General features: G+C 63.1%; 23 protein-coding genes. 10 read left to right on the plus strand and 13 right to left on the minus strand.

Going from position 1 to position 21,725, the window contains the following annotated elements:
* Positions 1-70 precede the first annotated feature (70 nt).
* The gene (locus KJP28_RS12400; protein ID WP_218392919.1) at positions 71-1,624 is read left to right on the plus strand and encodes an ATP-binding cassette domain-containing protein; all 1,554 of its coding nucleotides are present in this window, start codon (positions 71-73) and stop codon (positions 1,622-1,624) included.
* A 9-nt stretch (positions 1,625-1,633) separates the two neighbouring features.
* Positions 1,634-2,515, plus strand: coding sequence for an SDR family oxidoreductase (locus KJP28_RS12405; RefSeq protein ID WP_218392920.1), 882 nt, complete (start codon positions 1,634-1,636; stop codon positions 2,513-2,515).
* 38 nt (positions 2,516-2,553) lie between these two features.
* On the opposite strand, the gene KJP28_RS12410 is transcribed toward KJP28_RS12405, so the two are convergent.
* The 6 genes from KJP28_RS12410 to KJP28_RS12435 all read right to left on the minus strand — a co-directional run bounded on the left by KJP28_RS12410 (position 2,554) and on the right by KJP28_RS12435 (position 7,449).
* Entirely contained in the window at positions 2,554-2,739 is a 186-nt protein-coding gene (locus KJP28_RS12410) for a hypothetical protein (protein WP_218392921.1), read from the minus strand.
* Between the two features lie 119 nt (positions 2,740-2,858).
* Positions 2,859-4,790 (minus strand): 1-deoxy-D-xylulose-5-phosphate synthase, encoded by a 1,932-nt coding sequence (gene dxs, locus KJP28_RS12415; RefSeq protein WP_218392922.1) that lies wholly within the window; start codon positions 4,788-4,790, stop codon positions 2,859-2,861.
* Positions 4,791-4,808: 18 nt separating this feature from the next.
* Positions 4,809-5,669 carry a polyprenyl synthetase family protein gene (locus KJP28_RS12420; RefSeq protein ID WP_218392923.1) on the minus strand — a complete coding sequence of 287 codons (861 nt, stop codon included), beginning with the start codon at positions 5,667-5,669 and terminating at the stop codon, positions 4,809-4,811.
* Positions 5,670-5,912: an exodeoxyribonuclease VII small subunit gene (locus KJP28_RS12425; RefSeq protein WP_218392924.1), complete on the minus strand. Its 243-nt coding sequence runs from the start codon at positions 5,910-5,912 to the stop codon at positions 5,670-5,672. It abuts the gene before it with no gap.
* Positions 5,909-6,844 carry a histone deacetylase family protein gene (locus tag KJP28_RS12430; protein ID WP_218392925.1) on the minus strand — a complete coding sequence of 312 codons (936 nt, stop codon included), beginning with the start codon at positions 6,842-6,844 and terminating at the stop codon, positions 5,909-5,911. Before KJP28_RS12430 ends, KJP28_RS12425 begins: the two co-directional genes overlap by 4 nt.
* Before the next feature lie 50 nt (positions 6,845-6,894).
* Complete coding sequence (locus tag KJP28_RS12435) at positions 6,895-7,449, minus strand: DNA-3-methyladenine glycosylase I (RefSeq protein ID WP_218392926.1); 555 nt, start codon at positions 7,447-7,449, stop codon at positions 6,895-6,897.
* A 97-nt stretch (positions 7,450-7,546) separates the two neighbouring features.
* On the opposite strand from KJP28_RS12435, the gene KJP28_RS12440 reads away from it, so the two are divergent.
* The 5 genes from KJP28_RS12440 to yddG all read left to right on the plus strand — a co-directional run bounded on the left by KJP28_RS12440 (position 7,547) and on the right by yddG (position 12,342).
* Complete coding sequence (locus KJP28_RS12440; protein WP_218392927.1) at positions 7,547-8,386, plus strand: EAL domain-containing protein; 840 nt, start codon at positions 7,547-7,549, stop codon at positions 8,384-8,386.
* A 151-nt stretch (positions 8,387-8,537) separates the two neighbouring features.
* Positions 8,538-9,713 (plus strand): acetyl-CoA C-acetyltransferase, encoded by a 1,176-nt coding sequence (locus tag KJP28_RS12445; RefSeq protein WP_218392928.1) that lies wholly within the window; start codon positions 8,538-8,540, stop codon positions 9,711-9,713.
* A gap of 56 nt (positions 9,714-9,769) precedes the next feature.
* On the plus strand, positions 9,770-10,606 hold the full coding sequence (locus KJP28_RS12450) for a patatin-like phospholipase family protein (RefSeq protein ID WP_218392929.1): 837 nt from the start codon (positions 9,770-9,772) through the stop codon (positions 10,604-10,606).
* Positions 10,607-10,675: 69 nt separating this feature from the next.
* A complete protein-coding gene (gene phbB / locus KJP28_RS12455) occupies positions 10,676-11,398 on the plus strand; it encodes an acetoacetyl-CoA reductase (RefSeq protein WP_218392930.1) in 723 nt (240 codons plus the stop codon).
* Positions 11,399-11,466: 68 nt separating this feature from the next.
* Positions 11,467-12,342 carry an aromatic amino acid exporter YddG gene (yddG, locus tag KJP28_RS12460; protein ID WP_218392931.1) on the plus strand — a complete coding sequence of 292 codons (876 nt, stop codon included), beginning with the start codon at positions 11,467-11,469 and terminating at the stop codon, positions 12,340-12,342.
* Between the two features lie 14 nt (positions 12,343-12,356).
* On the opposite strand, the gene KJP28_RS12465 is transcribed toward yddG, so the two are convergent.
* From KJP28_RS12465 to KJP28_RS12475, 3 genes are all read right to left on the minus strand, one after another.
* The gene (locus tag KJP28_RS12465; RefSeq protein ID WP_218392932.1) at positions 12,357-12,524 is read right to left on the minus strand and encodes a YdcH family protein; all 168 of its coding nucleotides are present in this window, start codon (positions 12,522-12,524) and stop codon (positions 12,357-12,359) included.
* 163 nt (positions 12,525-12,687) lie between these two features.
* Positions 12,688-13,449 carry a tRNA1(Val) (adenine(37)-N6)-methyltransferase gene (locus KJP28_RS12470; RefSeq protein WP_218392933.1) on the minus strand — a complete coding sequence of 254 codons (762 nt, stop codon included), beginning with the start codon at positions 13,447-13,449 and terminating at the stop codon, positions 12,688-12,690.
* Between the two features lie 2 nt (positions 13,450-13,451).
* Entirely contained in the window at positions 13,452-13,670 is a 219-nt protein-coding gene (locus KJP28_RS12475; protein ID WP_218392934.1) for a putative signal transducing protein, read from the minus strand.
* Between the two features lie 82 nt (positions 13,671-13,752).
* On the opposite strand from KJP28_RS12475, the gene KJP28_RS12480 reads away from it, so the two are divergent.
* Positions 13,753-14,748, plus strand: coding sequence for a polyprenyl synthetase family protein (locus tag KJP28_RS12480; RefSeq protein WP_218392935.1), 996 nt, complete (start codon positions 13,753-13,755; stop codon positions 14,746-14,748).
* On the opposite strand, the gene KJP28_RS12485 is transcribed toward KJP28_RS12480, so the two are convergent.
* From KJP28_RS12485 to KJP28_RS12500, 4 genes are all read right to left on the minus strand, one after another.
* Positions 14,741-15,583, minus strand: a complete 843-nt coding sequence (locus KJP28_RS12485; RefSeq protein WP_218392936.1) for a 4-(cytidine 5'-diphospho)-2-C-methyl-D-erythritol kinase — start codon at positions 15,581-15,583, stop codon at positions 14,741-14,743. The genes KJP28_RS12480 and KJP28_RS12485 overlap by 8 nt on opposite strands.
* Positions 15,558-17,294 (minus strand): tetratricopeptide repeat protein, encoded by a 1,737-nt coding sequence (locus KJP28_RS12490; RefSeq protein WP_218392937.1) that lies wholly within the window; start codon positions 17,292-17,294, stop codon positions 15,558-15,560. Before KJP28_RS12490 ends, KJP28_RS12485 begins: the two co-directional genes overlap by 26 nt.
* A 114-nt stretch (positions 17,295-17,408) precedes the next feature.
* Complete coding sequence (locus KJP28_RS12495) at positions 17,409-19,064, minus strand: electron transfer flavoprotein-ubiquinone oxidoreductase (protein WP_218392938.1); 1,656 nt, start codon at positions 19,062-19,064, stop codon at positions 17,409-17,411.
* Positions 19,065-19,111: 47 nt separating this feature from the next.
* Complete coding sequence (locus KJP28_RS12500; RefSeq protein WP_218392939.1) at positions 19,112-20,086, minus strand: phosphatase PAP2 family protein; 975 nt, start codon at positions 20,084-20,086, stop codon at positions 19,112-19,114.
* 131 nt (positions 20,087-20,217) lie between these two features.
* On the opposite strand from KJP28_RS12500, the gene greA reads away from it, so the two are divergent.
* Both greA and KJP28_RS12510 read left to right on the plus strand, forming a co-directional pair.
* Positions 20,218-20,688, plus strand: coding sequence for a transcription elongation factor GreA (greA, locus tag KJP28_RS12505; RefSeq protein ID WP_218392940.1), 471 nt, complete (start codon positions 20,218-20,220; stop codon positions 20,686-20,688).
* Positions 20,689-20,711: 23 nt separating this feature from the next.
* Positions 20,712-21,725 (plus strand): hypothetical protein, encoded by a 1,014-nt coding sequence (locus tag KJP28_RS12510; protein ID WP_218392941.1) that lies wholly within the window; start codon positions 20,712-20,714, stop codon positions 21,723-21,725.

Raw genomic sequence — 21,725 nt, forward strand, 5'->3', positions numbered from 1 at the left:
TGAAGGTGATCCGACATGAACATCCATTCCACCCCGCTTCGCCCTTCGGCTCAATCGGTCTGGAATGCCCATGTCTGCCTATCTCACACTCACGAATATCACCCTTACCGCACCTGACGACCGCGTCCTCTGCCCCGACCTGACGCTCGCCTTCGGGCGCGAGCGCACCGGAATAGTCGGTCAGAACGGCTCCGGCAAATCGACGCTTCTCGATCTGATGATGCGCGACACGCCCGGTGTCTCGCGGAGCGGCACGGTCGGGCGGCTGGTTCAGGACTGGACGGATCTTCACCTCCGCACCATCGAAGCCCTCGGAATAGCCGACGCAATGGACCGGCTCACGCGGATCGAAGCGGGAACCGGCACGGGCGATGACATCGAACGCGCCGACTGGATGCTCCCCACGCGACTGGCCGAGGCGCTGGATCGCATCGGGCTGCCCGCCGACACCGCCGAAAGGCGGCTGGCCGATCTCTCGGGCGGTCAGGTGATGCGGTTGGGGCTGGTGAGGCTCATGCTCGAAGCGCCGGACCTGATCCTTCTGGACGAACCGACGAACAACCTCGACGACGAAGGCCGCGCACTGGTCCGTGACCTCATCGCGGGTTGGTCGGGCGGCGTTGTCTTCGCGTCGCATGACCGTGCGTTGCTCGAAACCATGGACCGTATCGTGGAACTCACCCCCAAGGGCGCGCAACTTTTTGGTGGCGGCTGGTCGTCCTTTGCCGAGGCGCGGGCCGCACGTCGGGAACGCGAGGCCGCCGCGCTGGAAGAAGCCGAGCGCGACCTCGCCCGAACGCGCCGCGCCATCCGCGCGCAGGCCGAGAAAAAGGCCCGGCGTGACCGCCACGGCCGTGCGATCCGGGCGCGAGGCGGCCAACCCAAGATGCTTCTCGACGCGATGGAGGACCGCGCCGACCGCACCAGCGGACGCGACGCGCGACTCGCGGAAAAGCTCGAAGCACAGGCGGACCGCGCGCGCGCACTCGCCGCCGACAAGATCGAAGTGGCGCGCGACCTGCGCATCGACATGGCGGCGGGGGCGACACATGGCGTGGTCCTGACTGTCACCGACCTGACCCGGCGTCGCGGCTCCTTCACGCTTGGCCCGCTGGACCTCACCATCGTCGCGGGCGAGCATGTGGCGCTGTCGGGACCGAACGGATCGGGCAAATCCACCCTCATCGCCGCCCTGCACGGCCACGGAGCCACGAAGGGGCGCCTGGCCCTGCTCGATCAGAACGTTTCTCTCCTGACCCCCGCCGACACGATCCTCGCCAACCTCAAACGCGCCCACCCCGAGCTGACCGACAACGACGCCCACGCCACCCTCGCCCGCTTCGCCTTTCGCAACACCGATGCCGAACGGCAGGTAAGAACGCTGTCCGGTGGCGAAAGACTCCGTGCGGGCCTCGCCGTGATCCTCGGCGGCACCGAGCCGCCGTCGCTCATCATCCTCGACGAGCCGACGAACCACCTCGACATCGAGGCTGTGGAAACACTGGAAGACGCGCTCGCCACCTACCCCGGTGCGCTTCTGATCGTGTCCCACGACACCGCGCTTCTCGACGCCATCGGGATCGACCGAACTCTACGTCTCGACGCCGGCCAACTCGCGCCATAGGGTGCCGCCATGACACGAACCCTGCTCTCCTTCGGACACGGCTTTTCGGCACAGGCGCTGGGCCAGCGATTGCTTGACCAAGGCTGGCGCGTCATCGGCACCACCCGGTCCGAGGACAAGGCCGAAGCGCTCCGCGCGCATGGAATCGAAGCGCTGGTCTGGCCCGGCGCGGACCTTCGCGACGCGATCAAATCCGCGACCCACATCCTGGTCTCCACCGCGCCCGGCGAAGACGGCGACCCGGTGCTGGCCCAATGGCGGGACGACATCGCGGCGGTCGCGGACCGGCTCGAATGGGTTGGCTACCTCTCGACCACCGGCGTCTACGGCGACCATGACGGCGGCTGGGTGGACGAGGAAACCGCCCTCACCCCCGGCACGAGACGCGGCAAGCAACGGGTCATGGCAGAAGGCCAATGGTGGATGCTGGCCAAGGAAACGCGGATGCTCCCGCTCCACATCTTTCGGCTGGCTGGGATCTATGGCCCCGGGCGCGGCCCCTTCGCGAAGGTGCGCAAAGGCACCGCGCGGCGGATCGTGAAACCCGGTCAGGTGTTCTCCCGCATCCATGTCGAAGACATCGCGAACGTGCTGGAAGCCTCGATCAAGCGCCCGCACCCCGGCCGTATCTACAACGTCTGCGATGACGAGGCCGCGCCGCCCGAAGACGTGATCGCCCATGCCGCCGAATTGCTCGGCGCGCCGCTCCCGCCAGAAGAGGCCTTTGAGGACGCCGACATGACCCCCATGGCCCGAAGCTTCTATGCGGAATCCAAACGCGTGCGGAACGTCCTCATCAAGCGCGAACTGGGCGTGCGACTGAGCTACCCGACCTATCGCGAAGGACTGGCCGCTTTGCTCGCGGTCGAAAACGCGGAAAAGGGCGCCTGAGCGCCCCTTCAAGTCTCACACTTCGGTTGCGGCCCTGATTACAGGAGCCAGAACCCGATGCCGACGAAGAGAAGGAAGAAGATCGGCGGGATGATCCCGTGATCCACCGAAGACGACGTCGACTGGACGATGACTTCCTGTTCCATGATGGGTTCGACCAGCGCGCCCGCAGAAGCAGCGGTGGCGACGAGTGCAAGAGTCAGACCGATGGCTAGCTTTTTCATTGTTACCCCCAAATGAAATGTACAACTTGCGCCGATATTGCCTGCACACTTGAGAGTGTCCAGAAGGTCGGCGCAAAGCTCAGTCCAAAAAGGCACAAGTGTTGCAGAGCAACTGCAATTCAGGCGCGTTTGGCGCTTCCGATGTTTGCAATACTGAGGGCGGCGAGCACTTTTTCAACAATGTCCTCGGCCATCAGACCGGCGGTCCGATACATGTCCTCTGGGCTGGACTGGTCGATGAACGTGTCTGGCAGGAACATCGAGCGGAATTTCAGCCCCGCATCGAATGCCCCGTTCTCGGCCAGAAGCTGCGCCACGTGGCTACCGAACCCGCCGATCGCGCCTTCCTCGATGGTGATGAGCACCTCGTGGTCGCGGGCGAGGCCCATGATCATCTCGGCGTCCAGCGGCTTGGCGAACCGTGCATCGGCAACCGTCGGGTTGAGGCCCTTGGCCTCCAGCATCTCGGCGGCCTTCAGCGATTGTTCGAGCCGCGTCCCGAGCGACAGGATCGCGACCTTTGCACCTTCACGGACGATCCGCCCCTTGCCGATCTCGAGCGGCGTGGGCGTTTCCGGAAGATCACATCCGACACCGGCGCCACGCGGATAACGAACCGCCGACGGGCCGTCGTTGATCTCATGCGCGGTGGCGACCATGTTGATCAGCTCGGCCTCGTTGGCGGGCGCCATCACCGTGAAACCCGGCAGGTTCGACAGATAGGCGATGTCGAAACTCCCCGCATGGGTCGCCCCGTCCGCCCCGACAAGCCCGGCGCGGTCCACCATGAAGCGGACAGGCAGGCGCTGAATGGCGACATCATGCACGACCTGGTCATACCCCCGTTGCAGGAAGGTCGAATAAATCGCCGCATAAGGCTTCATCCCGCCCGCGGCGAGGCCTGCGGCGAAGGTCACGCCATGCTGCTCCGCGATCCCCACATCGAACACACGGTTCGGGAACCGCTCAGCCACGAGGTCCAGCCCGGTGCCCCCCGGCATCGCCGCCGTCACCGCAACCACCTTGTCGTCGATCTCGGCCAGTTTCGTGAGCGTCTTGCCAAACACCGACGTATAGCTCGGCGCGTTCGAAGCGGCCTTGTGCTGCTTGCCTGTGGCGAGGTCGAACTTCGCGGTCGCATGGCCCCCGTCGTTGGACCCTTCCGCAGGACCATAACCCTTGCCCTTCTTCGTGATGGCATGGATCAGCACCGGACCGGTCGCCCGGTCGTGGACGGTGCGAAGAACCTGCAAAAGCTGGCCCATGTCGTGGCCGTCGATGGGACCAACGTAGGAGAAGCCAAGCTCCTCGAACAGCGTGCCGCCCACGGTCATGCCCTTGAGCATTTCCTTGGCCCGGCGCGCGCCCTCCTGGAACGGCGGCGGCAGAAGCTTGACCGCGCCCTTGGCGGCGGCCTTGAACTCCTGGAACGGCTCGCCCGCATAAAGGCGCGACAGATAGGACGACATCGCGCCAACCGGCGGGGCGATAGACATGTCGTTATCGTTAAGCACGACGAACAGGCGCCTCTTCTCGTGGCCTGCGTGGTTCATCGCCTCGAACGCCATCCCGCCGGTCAATGCACCGTCACCGATCACGGCAATGGCGTCGCCCAGCGCGGGCTCGGGCGCACCGCCAAGATCGCGCGCGACGGCAAAGCCCATCGCGGCAGAAATCGACGTGGAGCTATGCGCCGCGCCGAACGGGTCATAGGGGCTCTCGGACCGCTTGGTGAATCCCGACAATCCATCCTTCTGACGGATCGTGCCCATGCGCTCGCGGCGTCCGGTCAGGATCTTGTGAGGGTAGCATTGGTGCGACACGTCCCAGATCAACCGGTCCTGCGGCGTATCGAAAACGCTGTGGATCGCGACGGTCAGCTCGACGACGCCCAGCCCCGCACCGAAATGCCCGCCTGTCTGCGATACGGAGAAGATCGTCTCGGCGCGAAGCTCGTCGGCCACTTGCCTGAGCTCTGCATCCGAGAACCCCTTGAGATCAGCGGGGGATTTCACCCGGTCGAGCAACGGCGTGGCTGGACGGTCTGTCATTTCGCTTGCCTCAATATGCTAGTTTTTGCGGGAAATAGCGAAACGCGCTGCGTCACGCAAGCTCCCGGCCTTATCACCATAGGGTGTAAGCGCGTCGCAAGCCTCATCCACGAGCTCTGATGCGCGGCTTTTCGCTCTTTCCATGCCGAGAAGCGAAACGAACGTCGCCTTGCCGGCAGTTTCGTCCTTGTGCACCGCCTTGCCGACGGTCTCGATGTTGCCCTCTATATCGAGGATATCGTCCGCAATCTGGAACGCGAGGCCAAGCGCCTCGCCGTATTTCCTGAGCGGTTCGATATCGGTCTGCGCCATGCGCGCGCCGGCACATGCGGACCATTCGAACAAGGCCCCGGTCTTGCCCGCCTGCAACGCGATGATTTCGTCCAGCGTCAACGGAATATCGGCCGTCTCCGCGGCCAGATCCAGGGCCTGTCCCAGGACCATGCCCTCGCCCCCGGCGCCCTTCGCAAGGCTGACGCACAGATCCCCGCGCACGTCGCCCGGACCCACGGCGGGATCGGCCACCAGCTCGAATGCGATGGATTGCAGCGCGTCCCCGACGAGAACGGCGACCGCCTCGTTCCACTTCACATGAACGGTCGGTTGCCCCCGGCGCAGGTCGTCGTCGTCCATGCACGGCAGGTCGTCATGCACAAGCGAACAGGCGTGCATCGCTTCGATCGCGGCAGCCGCAAAGCGGCTCCTGTCGTCACCGATACCGAACAGTTTTGCGCCCTCGATCACGAGAAACCCGCGCAGGCCCTTGCCGCCTTGCACCGCATAAGCCATCGGTTCCGCCATCGGGCCAAACGTCGGAAGCGCCGCCTTCAGACAATCACGCGCAACCCTGTTGGCACGCTCGAGCTCGTCGAGAAACATCTACTGGTCCTCGACCGCCTGCGTGCCGGTCGGCTGCCCGTCGCGATCCAGCGTGATTGCGGCGACCTTTTCCTCGGCTTCCTTGAGCTTGACCTCGCACCGCGCCTTGAGCGCCGCGCCGCGTTCATAGAGCTTGATCGAGTCTTCCAGCGCGACGTCGCCGCGTTCAAGCTGGCCAACAACCGTTTCGAGTTCCCGCATCGCGTCCTCGAAACTCATCTCTTCAACCGGCCTGTCGGTCATGCTCCGTGCTCCATCAATGTCTTAACGTGTAATGCGACGCTTTGCCCCAGCGCGTCCAGATCATATCCACCCTCGAGTGTCGAGACCACCCGGCCTTCACAGACACGCTCGGCGGATTCCAGAAGTTTCGCGGTGATCCAGCCGAAGTCTTCGGTCGTCCACATCAGGCTCGCAAGCGGGTCGGCCCCATGCGCGTCGAAACCGGCGGAGACGAGGATGAGTTGCGGCTCGAACTCCTCGACCCACGGCAGCGCATGTTCCGCCCAGGCTTCGCGCATCTTGGCCGAGCCCGAACCGCCCGGCATGGCAAGGTTCATGATCTGGTCATAGGCCCCGCGTTCGTCGGGTCCGCCGGTGCCTGGATAAAGCGGCATCTCATGGGACGACACGAACCGCACGCGGCTCTCGTTCCACAGAACATCCTGCGTCCCGTTCCCGTGATGCACGTCGAAATCGAGCACCGCGACCCGGTCCAGCCCATGCGCCTCGAGCGCATGAAGCGCCGCAATCGCCACGTTTGAAAACAGGCAGAATCCCATCGCCCGCGCCTTCTCGGCGTGGTGCCCCGGCGGGCGGCAGGCGACGAAAGCGTTGCGCACCTCTCCCGCCAGCACGGAGTCCACCGCGGCCGTATTCGCGCCGACCCCACGCAGCGCCGCATTGAAACTCCCGGGCGCCATCGACGTGTCGGCGTCGATCTGCGCCAACCCGGTCGCAGGCTCCGTTTCGCGGATGCGGTCGAAATGAACCAGCGGGTGCGCCAGCCGAACCTGCGCTTCCTCACCCAGAGGCGCGTCGCGCCGATCGAGTGCTTCGAAATCCTCGCCCCCCAAAGCCCGCCGCACGACTTCGAGCCGAGCCACCTGTTCGGGGTGGCCGTGCGGGGTCACGTGGGCGTCGCAGTCGGGGTGGGAATAAAGCGCAGTTGTCATGCGCGGACGCTAGGCCAATAGCACGCGGGCCGCAAGAATCGCCGTGCGTGTCAGACCCGTCGCGCGGGGCAGCCGACAATGTGATCGTTGACCAGCCCGCAGGCCTGCATCCAGGCATAGACAATGGTCGGCCCGCAAAACTTGAACCCGGCCTTCTTGAGATCCTTCGAGACCTGCGTGGAAAGCGCCGTCGACGGCGGCACGTCGGACAATGTCCGGAAACTGTTGATCAGCGGCGAACCACCCACGTATCCCCACATCCGGTCGGCGAACACATCGGCCCCGCCCATATCCAGATAGGCTTGCGCATTGCCGATCGTCGCCTCGATCTTGCCTCGATGCCGGATGATCCCCTCGTTCTGCAAGAGCCGCGCCACCTCAGGCTCACCCCATCCTGCGATCACCTCGGGCCGGAACCCTTCGAACGCGTCACGAAAGGCATCGCGTTTGCGCAGGATCGTGATCCAGCTCAGGCCGGCCTGAAACCCGTCGAGGATGAGCTTCTCCCACAGCGCCCGCCCGTCATATTCGGGCACGCCCCATTCCTCGTCGTGGTAAGAGACGTAAAGCGGATCCTCTCCGCACCAACCGCATCTGTCACCCATTGGAAAACTCTCCCGCAATTTACCTATTCCACCGAATTTTACTGCTTCTTAGCAGCTTGGGCGCAAAAGTGGCGCGGTATCGGCGCGAGAGAGTGACATGCCAAACCCCGACATCCTGAACCCGACCGACATTGACCTCGAATTGTCGTCGCCTCTGACAATGGCGATCCGGTCGCGCGATCGCGATACCATTGCGATGGTGCGGCGTGCGGTTCAGGCCAAACAGGTGATGCTCGCCTTCCAACCCGTGGTCAGGGCCGGGCGCACCGATACCATCGCGTTTCACGAAGGCCTCATCCGGGTGCTCGATCACACCGGTCGGATCATTCCGGCCGGAGATTTCATCGACGTGGTCGAGGCGCAGGAACTCGGTCGCATCATCGACACTCTGGCACTGGAACTTGGCCTCGCGGCGCTGGAAGAAGAGCCGAGTCTGCGCCTTTCGGTCAACATGTCGGCCCGGTCCATCGGTTATCCGCGCTGGAAACAGGTTCTGCGACAAGGGCTTGAGCGTGATCCGACACTGGGAGAACGGCTGATCCTCGAGATCACCGAGCGGACCGCGATCGTCATGCCCGAACTCGTGCAGGTTTTCATGGCGGAGATGCAGGCCGATGGCATCTCGTTCGCGCTGGACGATTTCGGAGCCGGATACACGGCGTTCCGATACCTGCGCGATTTCTATTTCGATATTCTCAAGATCGACGGCGATTTCATCAAGGGTATCGCCGACAGCCCGGACAATCAGGTAATCGCGCAGGCGATACTGTCTGTCGCACGGCAATTCGACATGATGACGGTGGCGGAAAGCGTCGAGGCCTATGAGGATGCCGAGTTCATGGCCGACGCCGGGTGCGATTTTCTACAAGGCTACTTCTTCGGCGCCCCGACCGTGCGCCCGTGGTGGCGGGATCAGGCTTCCGCTCAGCGTGCTTGACGCCGCGTCCACTCGTCCCTTGAATTTCTCTGCAATGCGGCATACCCCTTTCCCTCACGGGTGCGGGAGGAGAATCGCGTAAGCGATCGCATCCGAACAGATTTGTTCCCTGCCCACGACGGGATCGGAACCGCACTGGAGAGGACTTCATATGACCAACGTCGTTATCGCATCGGCTGCCCGGACCCCTGTCGGCAGCTTCAATGGCGCGTTCGCCAACACCCCCGCCCATGACTTGGGCGCAACCATGCTGAACGCGCTGGTCGAACGTGCGGGGATCGAGAAATCGGACGTGGACGAAACCATCCTCGGTCAGGTGCTCACCGGCGGTCAGGGCCAGAACCCCGCGCGTCAGGCGCATGTGAACGCGGGCCTGCCCATCGAAAGCGCCGCCTGGGGCATCAACCAGGTCTGCGGCTCCGGACTTCGCGCCGTGGCGCTCGCCGCCCAGCACATCCAACTCGAGGACGCGGGCATCGTGGCCGCTGGCGGTCAGGAAAACATGTCTCTCTCCCCCCACGTCGCGCACCTGCGCGCGGGCCACAAAATGGGCGACATGAAGTTCATCGACTCGATGATCAAGGACGGGCTCTGGGACGCGTTCAACGGTTACCACATGGGTCAGACCGCCGAGAACGTCGCCGAGAAATGGCAGATCACCCGCGATGATCAGGACGAATTCGCCGTCGCTTCGCAGAACAAGGCCGAGGCCGCCCAGAAAGCCGGTAAGTTCAAGGATGAAATCGTCCCCTTCACCGTGAAGACCCGCAAGGGCGAGACCGTGGTCGAGGACGACGAATACATCCGCCATGGCGCGACGATGGACGCGATGCAGAAACTGCGCCCGGCCTTCACCAAGGACGGCACCGTGACCGCCGCCAACGCCTCGGGCATCAATGACGGCGCTGCCGGTGCGCTTCTCATGTCGGCCGCCGAAGCCGAGAAACGCGGCATCGAGCCGCTCGCCCGCATCGCCTCCTACGCCACCGCCGGCCTCGACCCGTCGATCATGGGCGTCGGCCCGATCTATGCCTCGCGCAAGGCGCTCGAAAAGGCCGGGTGGAAAGCCTCTGACCTCGACCTCGTCGAAGCCAACGAAGCATTCGCGGCGCAGGCCTGCGCGGTGAACAAAGACATGGAATGGGACCCCGAGATCGTGAACGTGAACGGCGGCGCCATCGCCATCGGCCACCCGATCGGGGCCTCCGGCGCGCGTATCCTGAACACCCTCCTGTTCGAAATGCAGCGTCGCGGCGCGAAAAAGGGTCTCGCGACCCTCTGCATCGGCGGCGGCATGGGCGTGGCCATGTGCCTCGAACGCCCGTAAGGGAACGCTTTTCCAGTAGCGAATGGAACCGGGGGCTTCGGCCCCCGTTTTCTATTATGGACGACTTACCAACGAACCCCGCTCAGATCGTCTTTTCCGGCGGCGGGCTGCGCTGCTTCTGGCAGGGCGGCTTCATGACCCGGCTCGCAAAGGAAGGATACGACTTCGACCCGCAACGCATCACCGGCGTCAGCGGAGGCGCACTCGCCGGATCAGCCTGGATCGCCGATATCGAACAACGCCTGCTTGATGAAATGTGCGCAGCCTTCGAGGATCGCGACAGCAATCTCGACCTGTTCGACCCGGACGAGAACGGCATCACGCCGCATCAGGAGCTTTATTGCGACGTCGTGAACCGCGTGCTCGACGCCGATACGGCGCGCAAGATCGCGAGCGGCCCCGCGTTCCAGATCCAGATCGCGCATCCCCCCGACACCGGTCTGCCCACCCTGACCGGCACTGCACTCGCTGCCGCCTATGAGGCCGAGCTGCACATCGTCGGCTCGCCCCACTTCAACTGGGCCGAGAAGATGGGCCTGACCGCCAGCCTCGTCGACGCGAACCGCGCCGCGCGGGACGGCAAGCTCACCGAACTGGTCAGCGCCGCCGCCGTCATCCCCCCGGTCTTCGAGCCACCGCTGTGGAACGATCGCCGCGTCGTCGATGGCGGCATGGCCGATCAGGCCCCTTTGCCCGACCCGGACGATGGCGAAACGCTCATCCTGCTCACCCGTCCCTACAAGAAGCTGCCGGATGTGCCGGGCCGAACCTATGTCTGGCCAAGCGAGGAAACGCCGGCTGACAAAATCGACTTCACAAATCCGCAAAAATTGCGCGATACATGGGACTTGGGGGCACAAGACGCGGAAAGATATCTTCTTAAACGCGAGTAATATTGTTGCGCCTTGTTGGTGTATTGAGTAACAGAGTTACCGGACAGTTAATTTAAGGGAGGAGACATCATGGCACGAGTTGCACTGGTGACAGGCGGATCGCGCGGCATCGGCGAAGCGATTTCCAAAGCTTTGAAGGATGCGGGCTATCAGGTTGCGGCAACATATGCCGGCAATGACGAAGCCGCCGCGAAATTCACCGAAGAGACCGGCATCAAGACCTACAAATGGAACGTCGCGGATTACGACGAATCCAAAGCGGGGCTGGAGCAGGTCGAAGCCGACCTCGGCCCGATCGACGTGGTCGTGGCGAATGCCGGCATCACCCGTGACGCGCCGTTTCACAAGATGTCGCCCGAACAATGGCATCAGGTGATCGACACCAACCTCACCGGCGTCTTCAACACCGTTCACCCGGTCTGGCCGGGAATGCGCGAACGCAAGTTCGGCCGCATCATCGTGATCTCCTCCATCAACGGTCAGAAGGGCCAGTTCGGACAGGTCAACTACGCCGCAACCAAGGCGGGCGACCTGGGGATCATCAAGTCGCTGGCACAGGAAGGCGCGCGCGCGGGCATCACCGCCAACGCGATCTGCCCCGGCTATATCGCGACCGAGATGGTCATGGCCGTGCCCGAGAAGGTGCGCGAGTCGATCATCGGCGGCATCCCGGCGGGCCGGTTGGGCGAGCCCGAGGAAATCGCACGCTGCGTGGTGTTCCTCGCCTCCGACGACGCCGGCTTCATCAACGGTTCCACGATTTCTGCCAACGGCGCGCAACACGTCGTGTGACGCGCCCACTCTGGGAGGGGGGAAGAACCGGCCTTTCGAGGCCGGTTTTTTCGTGCCAATAGAGCGGCATGACCGAGAACCGCGCCACCCTGATCGGATTTTCCGCCGTCCTGCTCTGGGCGCTCCTCGCCGTGTTCACGGTGGGAAGCTCACCGGTGCCGCCCCTGCAACTCAACGCAATGACCTTTGCGATCGGCGGCGCGATCGGCGTGATCTGGGTGCTGGCAACGGGCGGCATCGTGCGTCTGCGTGGAGTGTCGTGGCGGGTCTATGCCTTTGGCACGCTTGGGCTTTTCGGCTACCACGCGCTCTATTTCACGGCCCTTCGCCTCGCGCCGGCCGCCGAGGCGGGCCTGATCGCCTATCTCTGGCCACTCCTGATCGTTCTTTTTTCCGGCTTCCTGCCCGGCGAGAGCCTAAGACCCGGCCACATCATCGGAGCACTTGTCAGCTTCGCAGGGGCCGCGCTTATCCTCGGCAATGGTTTCTCGGGGTTCGATGCCAACTCTTCCCTCGGCTACGGCGCGGCGATCCTTTGCGCACTCACATGGTCGAGCTATTCGGTCCTGTCACGAAGACTGGGCACGACACCGACCGACAGCGTCGCGGTGTTCTGCGTGGCAACCGCCATCCTGTCGACCGCCGCGCATGTCGCGATCGAGGATACGCAATGGCCCACAACCGCGCTCGGCTGGGCGTCCGTCGCGGCGCTTGGCCTCGGCCCCGTGGGGCTGGCCTTCTACACATGGGACGTGGGCGTGAAGCGCGGCAATATTCAACTGCTCGGCACGGCAAGTTACGCCGCACCGCTCCTGTCCACCCTCGTCCTGATATTGGTGGGCGCGGCCCAACCGAGCCCGATGCTCGTGGCCGCCGCCCTTCTTGTCACATTAGGTGCCTGGCTCGCAGCACGCGCCGGACGGGCTGGCCGACCGGTCGCGTAAAAAAGGCCCTTCTCTCAGGTCGTTGCGAGACGCTCGATCTCGTCCTTGAGGCGAAGTTTCTTTTTCTTCAACGCGGCGATTTCCGCGTCAGGCACCCCCGGGCTTCGCTGTGCGTGATCGACCTGGTCGGAAAGCGTGGCGTGTTTCCGACGGAGCTCCTGCAAGCGTGCGCTCATGTCCATGGGGGTCCTCCTATTTGTCTGAAAGCCCGGATATAGCAGCACAGAATTTTTCGGCTGTCACCAATTCGTTGCAAAAATCGGTGTCCCGGCAAACAAATGCTAAAGATTAAGCTTACCCTGCGTCAGAATCTGAAAACCGGCCTATCCGCTTCGGACCGGGTGCCTACCAAAGCGGCAGATGCGCGCCATCGCGCAGGATCGCCGAAACCTCACGCCGGTAGCTTTCGACGTCGCCCACATGCTCGGCCCCGTCATGCAGAATCAGCGGCGCGGCAAGCCGGAAGGCGCCCCGCCCGCCCTTGCGCGCCTGCACGAGCACCAGCACCGCAGCGCGCCCTTCTCGTGGCAAGAGCGGTTTGACCAGAACCGACCCAAGCCGGTCGTCCATCGCCTTAAGCACTTCCGGCAGTCGTTCGGCCTTCTGGATCAGCGTCATATAGCCGCGGGGCTTCAGCCGCCGGGTCGCGACATCGACCCAAGTGGCCAGCGGCGTTTCCTCGAACAACGCGCCCTCGCGTCCGGCATCGTCCGACGTCGTGGAACGATCGCGCAGGTGATAGGGAGGATTCATGATCACGTGGTCAAAGCTCTCCTCCCGCAACTCGGGCGGCAGATTTGCGAGATCGGCGATCACGACCCGCATGTCCAGACCATTTGCGAACGCGTTTCTGGCGGCCAGATCGGCATAGTCGGGCTGCCGCTCGATACCCGTCACCTTGAGCCCTTCGACCCGCGTGGCAAGGCACAGGCCCGCCGCGCCGGTCCCGCAACCAAGGTCCAGAACCGTTTCGCCGGCATGGGCCGCGACAGACGCCGCAAGGAACACCGGGTCGACCCCGGCCCGATACCCGTCTCGCGGTTGCATGAGCACGAGTTGCCCCCCAAGAAACTTGTCCTCGGTAATCATCTGGCGGGCAAATCCCATGCTCATTTCTCCTCGAGCTCGACGCCGTTATCGGTGAGAACGCGCCGCGCACGCTCCCACTCGTCTGCCCGGACCATAAGCCTGCGAGGTAAAATTCCTATTGACCCTTCCAGCGTGCTCATGTGGACGTCCATCGCAAAGCAGTCTATACCTTCGCCCGACAGAAGAGCCTGTGCAAAAGCGATCAAAGTTGGGTCATTCGTGCGCAAAAGCTCTTTCATGCTAAGGTCCTAAAGCGTTATTGGTCGTCATGTCGAGGGGCAACGCCGACCGGGACGGGGCAAGGCGGACGGGACGATGACCATGCTGGATCAAAAGGCACACAAGCCGCACGAAAGGCTTGCCGCACATCTGAGTGAAGATCTCGCGGCGGTCGACGATATGATTCGGACGCGCATGGTGTCCGAACACGCCCCGCGCATTCCGGAAGTGACCGCACATCTGGTCGAGGCGGGCGGTAAGCGTCTGCGCCCGATGCTCACCCTCGCTACCGCCCGGCTCTGCGGGTACGAGGGCGAAAAGCACGTCATCCTCGCCACCGCGATCGAATTCATCCACACCGCAACGCTCCTCCATGACGATGTCGTGGACGAAAGCGCCCAGCGCCGGGGTCGCCCGACGGCGAACCTGCTCTGGGACAACAAGTCGAGCGTTCTGGTGGGCGACTACCTCCTCGCCCGCGCGTTTCAGTTGATGACGGACACCGAGAGCCTCCGCATCCTCGCCGTTCTCTCCAACGCATCGGCCACGATCACCGAGGGCGAAGTGCTGCAACTCACGGCGGCCCAAGACTTGGGAACCACCGAAGAGATCTATTTCAAGGTCGTGCGCGGCAAGACGGCGGCGCTGTTCTCCGCCGCCACCGAAGCCGCAGGCATCCTCGCGGGCGTGTCCGAAGACCAGATCAAGGCGCTCTACGATTACGGCGACGCACTCGGCATCGCGTTTCAGGTGGTCGACGACCTGCTCGATTTCTGGGGCGGCGAAGAGACGGGCAAGAACATCGGTGACGATTTCCGCGACCGCAAACTGACGCTCCCGCTCATCAAGGCGATCTCCGCCTCCGACGACGACGAAATGGCGTTCTGGAAGCGGACGCTGGAAAAGAACCAGCAGACCGAAGGCGATCTCGACACAGCGCTCGAGATCATGAACCGTCACGGCGCGCTCGAAGAAACCCGGCAGGCCGCGCTCGGCTGGGCGAACACCGCCAAGGACGCGCTGGCGATCCTGCCCGAAGATCCGATCCGCGATATGCTCTCCGATATCGCCGACTACGTGGTCGAGCGGATCAACTGAACGTCGCGGGCGTAACCCACCAACCCGGCAGAGTATCCACGAGCGTAGCCGCAGCTGCCTCCGCCGCGTCACGCGTCTCGAACAACGCGAAACAGGTTGCGCCGGACCCGGACATGCGGGCAAGCCGCGCCTGAGGCAACGCGCGCAACGTCGCAATCACCTCAGCGATCACGGGTTCTGCCGCCATAGCGGGCGCCTCAAGGTCATTCCTCTGTGCGGCGAGCCAGTCGATCAACGCTTTCGTCCCCTGCCAACGCGGCAAGGCCTTGGACATCGGCTTGTTCTCTTTCGTCTCAAGCGCCTTGAACACGGCGGGCGTTGGCACCTCCACGCGGGGGTTCGCCAGAACGGCGTGGAGCGGTGGAACATTCCCGACCGGTTCGACCACTTCCCCGATCCCCGACATCCGCGCCGCCTGCCGCATCAGGCACACCCGCACATCCGCGCCAAGCTCGACCGACCCGTCCGGAAGCCGCTTCTCGCCGGTCAGTTCCGCCATCGCCAAAAGCGTAGCGGCAGCATCCGACGATCCGCCTCCGATCCCGGCTGCCGCGGGAAGATGTTTGGACAATGTAATCGCCACTGGCCTGTCAAAGAGCGCGGCGGCCTGCCAGACGAGATTGCTCGCATCCGTCGGCACACCCGCGGCCATCGGCCCGGACACATCGAGCGACATCGCCTCGGCCTCCCGCACGGCCACCCGGTCGCCCACATCCGCGAACACCACGAGACTGTCGAGAAGATGATAGCCGTCCTTGCGTTGCCCGGTGACGTGCAGCGTCAGGTTCACCTTTGCAGGCGCGAAAAACTTACTGAACAGCGGCCCGTTCCTCATACTCGATGGGGTCGGCCCCTTCTTCCTCAAGCACCTTGTCGAGCCCGACCTCGAGCTTGCGACGAATGCGATCCGGCTTCACTTCCTCGAGGTCGGTGTCGTCAGTGATGAAAGACAACGCGCGCGCCCATTGGAACTCGGCCTCACGAGTCCGGCCCACGGCCCAGTAGACATCGCCGAGATGGTCGTTCACCACGGGGTCCACCGGCATGAGTTGCACGGCCTTCTCCATCGGCTCTACGGCATCGCGATACCGGCCCAGCCGGTAATAGACCCAGCCAAGGCTGTCGATGATATAGCCCTCGTCAGGCCGCGCCTCCACGGCCGTGCGGATCATCTCCAGCGCGGTATCGAGCTTTTCCCGTCGCTCGACATAGGAATAACCGAGATAGTTCAGGACAGCGGGCTGATCGGGCTGTAATTCCAGCGCCTTGAGGAAATCGGCCTCGGCCTCGTCCCAGGCACCCATGCGCTCATTCGTGATCCCGCGCGAGAAATAGACCGCCCATTGTTGCGGCACTTCCGTTTCATAAAGCGCAATCGCCGTGTCGTAGGCCAGTGTCGCTTCTTCCCAACGTTCACCGAACCGAAACTCATCGCCCAGCGCGACGTGGATCGGCGCGAGGTTCGGATAGGCGTCCGCCACCTCCTGCAGGGTCGTGATGGCTTCTTCCGTCCGGTCGGAACGGCGCAGGGCGAGCGCCTTGCCCAACATCGCCTGCGGCCATGCCCGGCTGTCGGGGGCAACCAACGAATAGGTCTCGACCGCAAGTTCGTGATTCATCATCGACTCGAACACACCGGCCGTCAGCAGCGTGGCCGAGACATTGTCAGGGTTCAGATGTTGCGCGAGCCGGGCGTAGATCAAGACAAGGCTCGGATTGGCCTCATCCGCAAGCACTTCGCCGACATTGTAGAACAGCGCAGACAGCCCGTCCTTGGGCGACCGGATCGCGTCGAACTCGATGGGCTTGCCCGCCGACAATTCCTCGCGCAGCGTCTCGATCTCTTCGTCGCCCGTGTTCGGCAACCGCTCGTCGATCATATCGACCGCGTCCTGATTGCGTTCGAGCTGGCTCAGGATCTGCGCATAGGCGATGACGCCCGACCGATTCAGTTCGAGGTCGACTTCGTCACCCGACAAAATCCGCGCCGCACCTTCGAAATCTCCCACATAGGCCAATGCCTGCGCCTTCTGAAAGGCAGAGACCTGACGCGCGACCTCGTCCTGCGCAAGCTCGTCGAAAATCTCCAAAGCACGCGACATCTGGCCTTCGCCAATCGCGGCCCAGGCAAGGATCAGCGGGTCCATCAACCCTCCGACCGAAAACGTGCCGTCAAGCGTCTCCTGCACGCTCGCCCAGTCCTCGCGGCCCATAGCGTCGCCGAGCAGCACAAGCTGGCCAAGCTCGTTCTCGGGCGAAATGTCGGCCAACCGCCGCGCAATCGGGACGGCTTCGTCGATCTGACCAAGCCCGAGATGAGCGATCAGAAGCCCTTCCATGATGCCGGGATTGTCAGGGCGTTGCGCGAGGGCGCGAGACCCGTATTCGACCAGAGCCTTGAAGTCGGCATTCTGGTCGGCAGACCTTGCGGCAAGATAGGCGCCCGTGAACCCCGTCACGTTCTGCGCCGGAAGCGCCATCGGAGTCGCAACCACCAGAGCGGACAAAGTCAACGCGCGTGCTGCGCGTACAAGAGGATGATTCATCGGGGACAAAGGGCGACCTCGCGTCTGTTTTCTGGGCGGAGCGTAACCCTTCGCGCGAGGCGGTTCAACGCGGGGCGCGCATTCTCGCGCCCCGCTGTCGGACATGTGAAAGGATCACATGTTCGGATAGTTCGGCCCGTCACCGCCCTGCGGCACGGTCCAGTTGATGTTCTGCGACGGGTCCTTGATGTCGCAGGTCTTGCAATGCACGCAGTTCTGGAAGTTGATCTGGAACTTCGGCTTGCCGTCGTCGCCCTCGACCACCTCGTAAACCCCTGCCGGGCAGTACCGCTGCGCGGGTTCCGCGAATTTCGGGAGGTTCACGTCGATCGGCACCGACGGGTCCTTGAGCGTCAGGTGACAGGGCTGCTGTTCTTCGTGGTTGGTGTTCGAGAAGCTCACGTTCGTCAGCCGGTCGAAGGACAACACGCCATCGGGCTTGGGGTAGTCGATCGGCTTGTGTTTGTCCGCCGGCTCGGTCGCCTTTGCGTCGGACTTGCCGTGCTTGAGCGTCCCGAAGAGCGAAAAGCCCCCGAAGATGGTCTGGAACCACATGTCGAACCCGCCAAGCGCCATGCCGCCCGCCGGTCCGAACCGCGCGTTGAGCGGGGCCACGTTGCGCACACGCTTGAGGTCTTTGCCCACCGGCCCGGTGCGCAGCGCCTCGTCGTATTCGGTAAGCGTATCGCCCGACCTCCCCGCCTGGATCGCGGCATAGGCGGCGTCCGCGGCCTGACGGCCCGAATGCATGGCGTTGTGGTTGCCCTTGATGCGCGGCAGGTTGACGAGGCCGGCAGAACAACCAGCCAGCATCCCACCGGGGAACGCCGTGTCCGGGATCGACTGGAACCCGCCCTTGGTCACGGCCCGCGCGCCATAGGCGACGCGCTTGCCGCCTTCGAGCACCTTCTTCACCCGCGGATGATGCTTGAACCGCTGAAACTCCTGATACGGGTTCAGGTAGGGGTTCTTGTAGTTCAGGTCGACGATATAACCCACGTAAACCTGGTTGTTGTCGATATGGTAGAGGAACGAGCCGCCACCATTCTTGAACCCGAGCGGCCAGCCGAGCGAGTGCGTGACTTCGCCCTCGTTGTGGTTCTCCGGCTTCACGTCCCAGATTTCCTTGAGCCCGATGCCGAACTTCGGCACGTCATGGCCCTTCGCAAGGTCGTATTTCGCGATCAGCTCCTTGGCGAGCGAGCCGCGCACGCCCTCACAGATGATCGTGTATTTGCCCAGAAGCTCCATCCCCGGCTCGTAACCGTCACCCGGGGTGCCGTCGGGATTCTTGCCGAACTCGCCCGCGACCACGCCTTTGACTTCACCGTTCTCGCCATAGACCAGCTCGGAACAGGCCATGCCGGGATAGACCTCGACACCCAGCGCTTCGGCCTGTTCGGCCATCCAGCGGGTGACGTTGCCCATCGAGACGATGTAGTTGCCGTGGTTGTTCATCAGCGGCGGCATGATCCAGTTCGGCAGCCGCATCTGCCCGCCTTCACCGAAGATATAGAAGTTGTCCTTCTTCACCGGCACGTTCAGCGGTGCGCCCTTTTCCTTCCAGTCCGGGATCAGCTCGTCGAGTCCGGACGGATCGAGAACCGCACCCGACAGGATATGCGCCCCGACTTCCGAACCCTTCTCCAGCACGACGACCATCAGGTTCTCGTCGAGTTGTTTCAGACGGATCGCAGCGGACAGACCGGCTGGCCCCGCGCCAACGATCACGACGTCCACATCCATGCTTTCGCGTTCGACTTCTGCCATATCCGGGCACTCCCTCAGCATTCGGTTCCCGTGTTGCTACAGGCAGGTCAGGTGGTGGTCAATTGCGTCGCCACGTTAGTTTGCTGGCCCATCTTGCGTGTTAGCGCCCACATCACGGCCACGAGAACAATCGAGAAATATCCGTCCACCGCATAGTGCCATGCGAGATAGACAGACAGGAATTGAAACACCACGACCGTGACGACGGCGACAGGAAGGAACCTGCGCGAAATCTCGGTGATGTAGAAGGCGAACAGCGCCGTCATGGCGACATGCACCGACGGGAAGGCCGAGATCCCCGACCCGAACTCCTGCGCACTTTGCGAATAGGCGGCCCAGAGCCGTTCATGGAGCACACCAGTGGACGACTCCGTGATCCCCCGCGCCTCCAGCGACGCAAGCAACTCGGCAAAATCAGAGCCGCTCAGAAGCCTGTCGTAATAGATCGGCCCCGCCGACATGAACAGACCAGCAAGCACGTTGCCCAGGAAGAACAGGATGAAAAGATAATAAAGCGAATAGCGCGCCACCCGTTTGGTATTCGGATCGAAGAAGCTCAGCAGCAGCGGGAAATAAATCGCCGGGATTACCCAGAGGCCGACATAAAGCACATCGGCATAGACCGCCGGAAACGCGATCCACTCCGCATGTGTCAACCGCCAGGGATCGACCCCGAGATGCAGCACCCGGTCCATCTGCGCAAACAGCGGATCGGCCCAGAAGTCGTTGACGAGCGGCAGGGCGCTCTTGACCATCGGAAAGATCACCGAAATTGCCGAACATGCGAAAAAGGTCCCGACAATCGCCGGCACCCGCTCGCGAAACCCCTTGTTCCATTGCGTAACGGCAATCGCGGCAAGCGGAATGAGAATCCACCACGCCAGATGCCAGAACCGCGAAAACATGCCGGGGACCGAGGCGACCATCTGTTCGAGCTTGAGCATCGGATCGTCACGGACCACAAGTACGAAGATCGCGCCAAGGGCCACGTAAATCGCCGTCCACCGGAAAAAAATCGCCATTGCAAACCGCTCGATTTTGCTTTTCTTTTGAGCAGACGCTAGCGTAAATTCCGTGCGCTGCCTATTAAAAAGCCTGAACAGATGCACATGTTCGGGCCAAGACAACTCGAAGCCTCTGAGGCAAGACACCCATGGATAAGATACTCCTGACCCGCGCGGGTTACACCGCGCTCAATGACGAATTGAAAAATCTCAAGTCGGTGGAGCGTCCCGCCGTCATCGCCGCCATCTCCGACGCGCGCGAACACGGCGACCTGTCGGAGAATGCCGAATACCACGCCGCCCGCGAGAAGCAGAGCTTCATAGAAGGGCGCGTGAAGGAGCTCGAAGGCATCATCGGGCTGGCCGAGGTGATCGACCCCGCGAAACTGTCCGGCGGCGTGAAGTTCGGCGCGACCGTGAAACTGGTGGACGAGGACACTGAAGAGGAAAAGACCTACCAGATCGTCGGCGAGCCCGAAGCGGATCTCGAAAAAGGCAAACTCAACGTCAAATCGCCGCTCGCCCGTGCGCTGATCGGCAAAGACGAAGGCGACAGCGTCGAGGTGCGCACGCCGGGTGGTGAGAAATCTTACGAAATCCTCGAAATCGAGTATAAATGACTCGTGAGCAGTCGAGGGCCTAGATGGCGGCAAAAGACACGGATCAGGAATTTCAACTCAGCGGCCAATCGCCGTTGAGACGTCGCGCGCTTGCGCCGTCCGAGGTCATCGCCGGGGCACTTTCGGCGCTCTGGCTTCTTGCATGCCTGATATTCTTCCTGGTGCTCGGAAACGGGATGACCAATCAGGGCGCGGCCGGTTTCATCATGACGATCCTCGCGGTGTTCCTGCCGGTCGCGGTGATCTGGCTCGCTGTCTCGGCGGCCCGCTCCGCCCGTATCATGCGCGAGGAAACCCAAAGATTGCAGTCGACCATCGACGCGATGCGGCAGACTTACCTGACACAGAGCTTGCCGCACAGCAGCCACGATCCGGCGGTCGAGGCAAAGCTCGCGCGTCTCGAAGAAGCCCAGAAACAGACGGAACAGGCTGTCGCGACCTTCTCGACGACGCGCGACCTCGTGCGCCGGGAAGTCGAGCAATCGTCCGTTCTGACAAGCAATTTGCAAGGGGCAGGCGGACAGGGTCTGCTCGCTCTCGATCCGCAGCCGGGCGATGAAACGCCGCCGCTCGAGACCGACGAATTGATCCGCGCCCTGCACTTTCCTGAAAACGCCGAGGACCTCGCAGGCTTCGCCGCGCTCCGTCGCGCCTTGAAAGACCGACAGTTGGCCGGACTTGTGCAAGCCGCACAAGACGTGCTGACCATGCTCAGCCAGGACGGCATTTACATGGACGACTTGCGCCCTGACCGAGCCCGCCCCGACATCTGGCGCCGCTTCGCCGCCGGTCAACGAGGCCGCGAAGTGGCCGCGCTGGGCGGTATCCGCGACCGCTCCTCGCTCGCCCTCACCAACGGGCGGATGAAGAACGATCCGGTGTTTCGCGACGCCGCCCACCATTTCCTGCGCCGCTTCGATTCCATGTTCGTCAATTTCGAAGCCGAGGCCAGCGACGAAGAAATCGCCCGCTTCGCCAACACCCGTACCGCCCGCGCGTTCATGCTCCTCGGTCGCGTCACAGGCACATTTTCCTGA

It is taken from the genome of Maritimibacter dapengensis (assembly GCF_019218265.1).
Taxonomy (GTDB): domain Bacteria; phylum Pseudomonadota; class Alphaproteobacteria; order Rhodobacterales; family Rhodobacteraceae; genus Maritimibacter; species Maritimibacter dapengensis.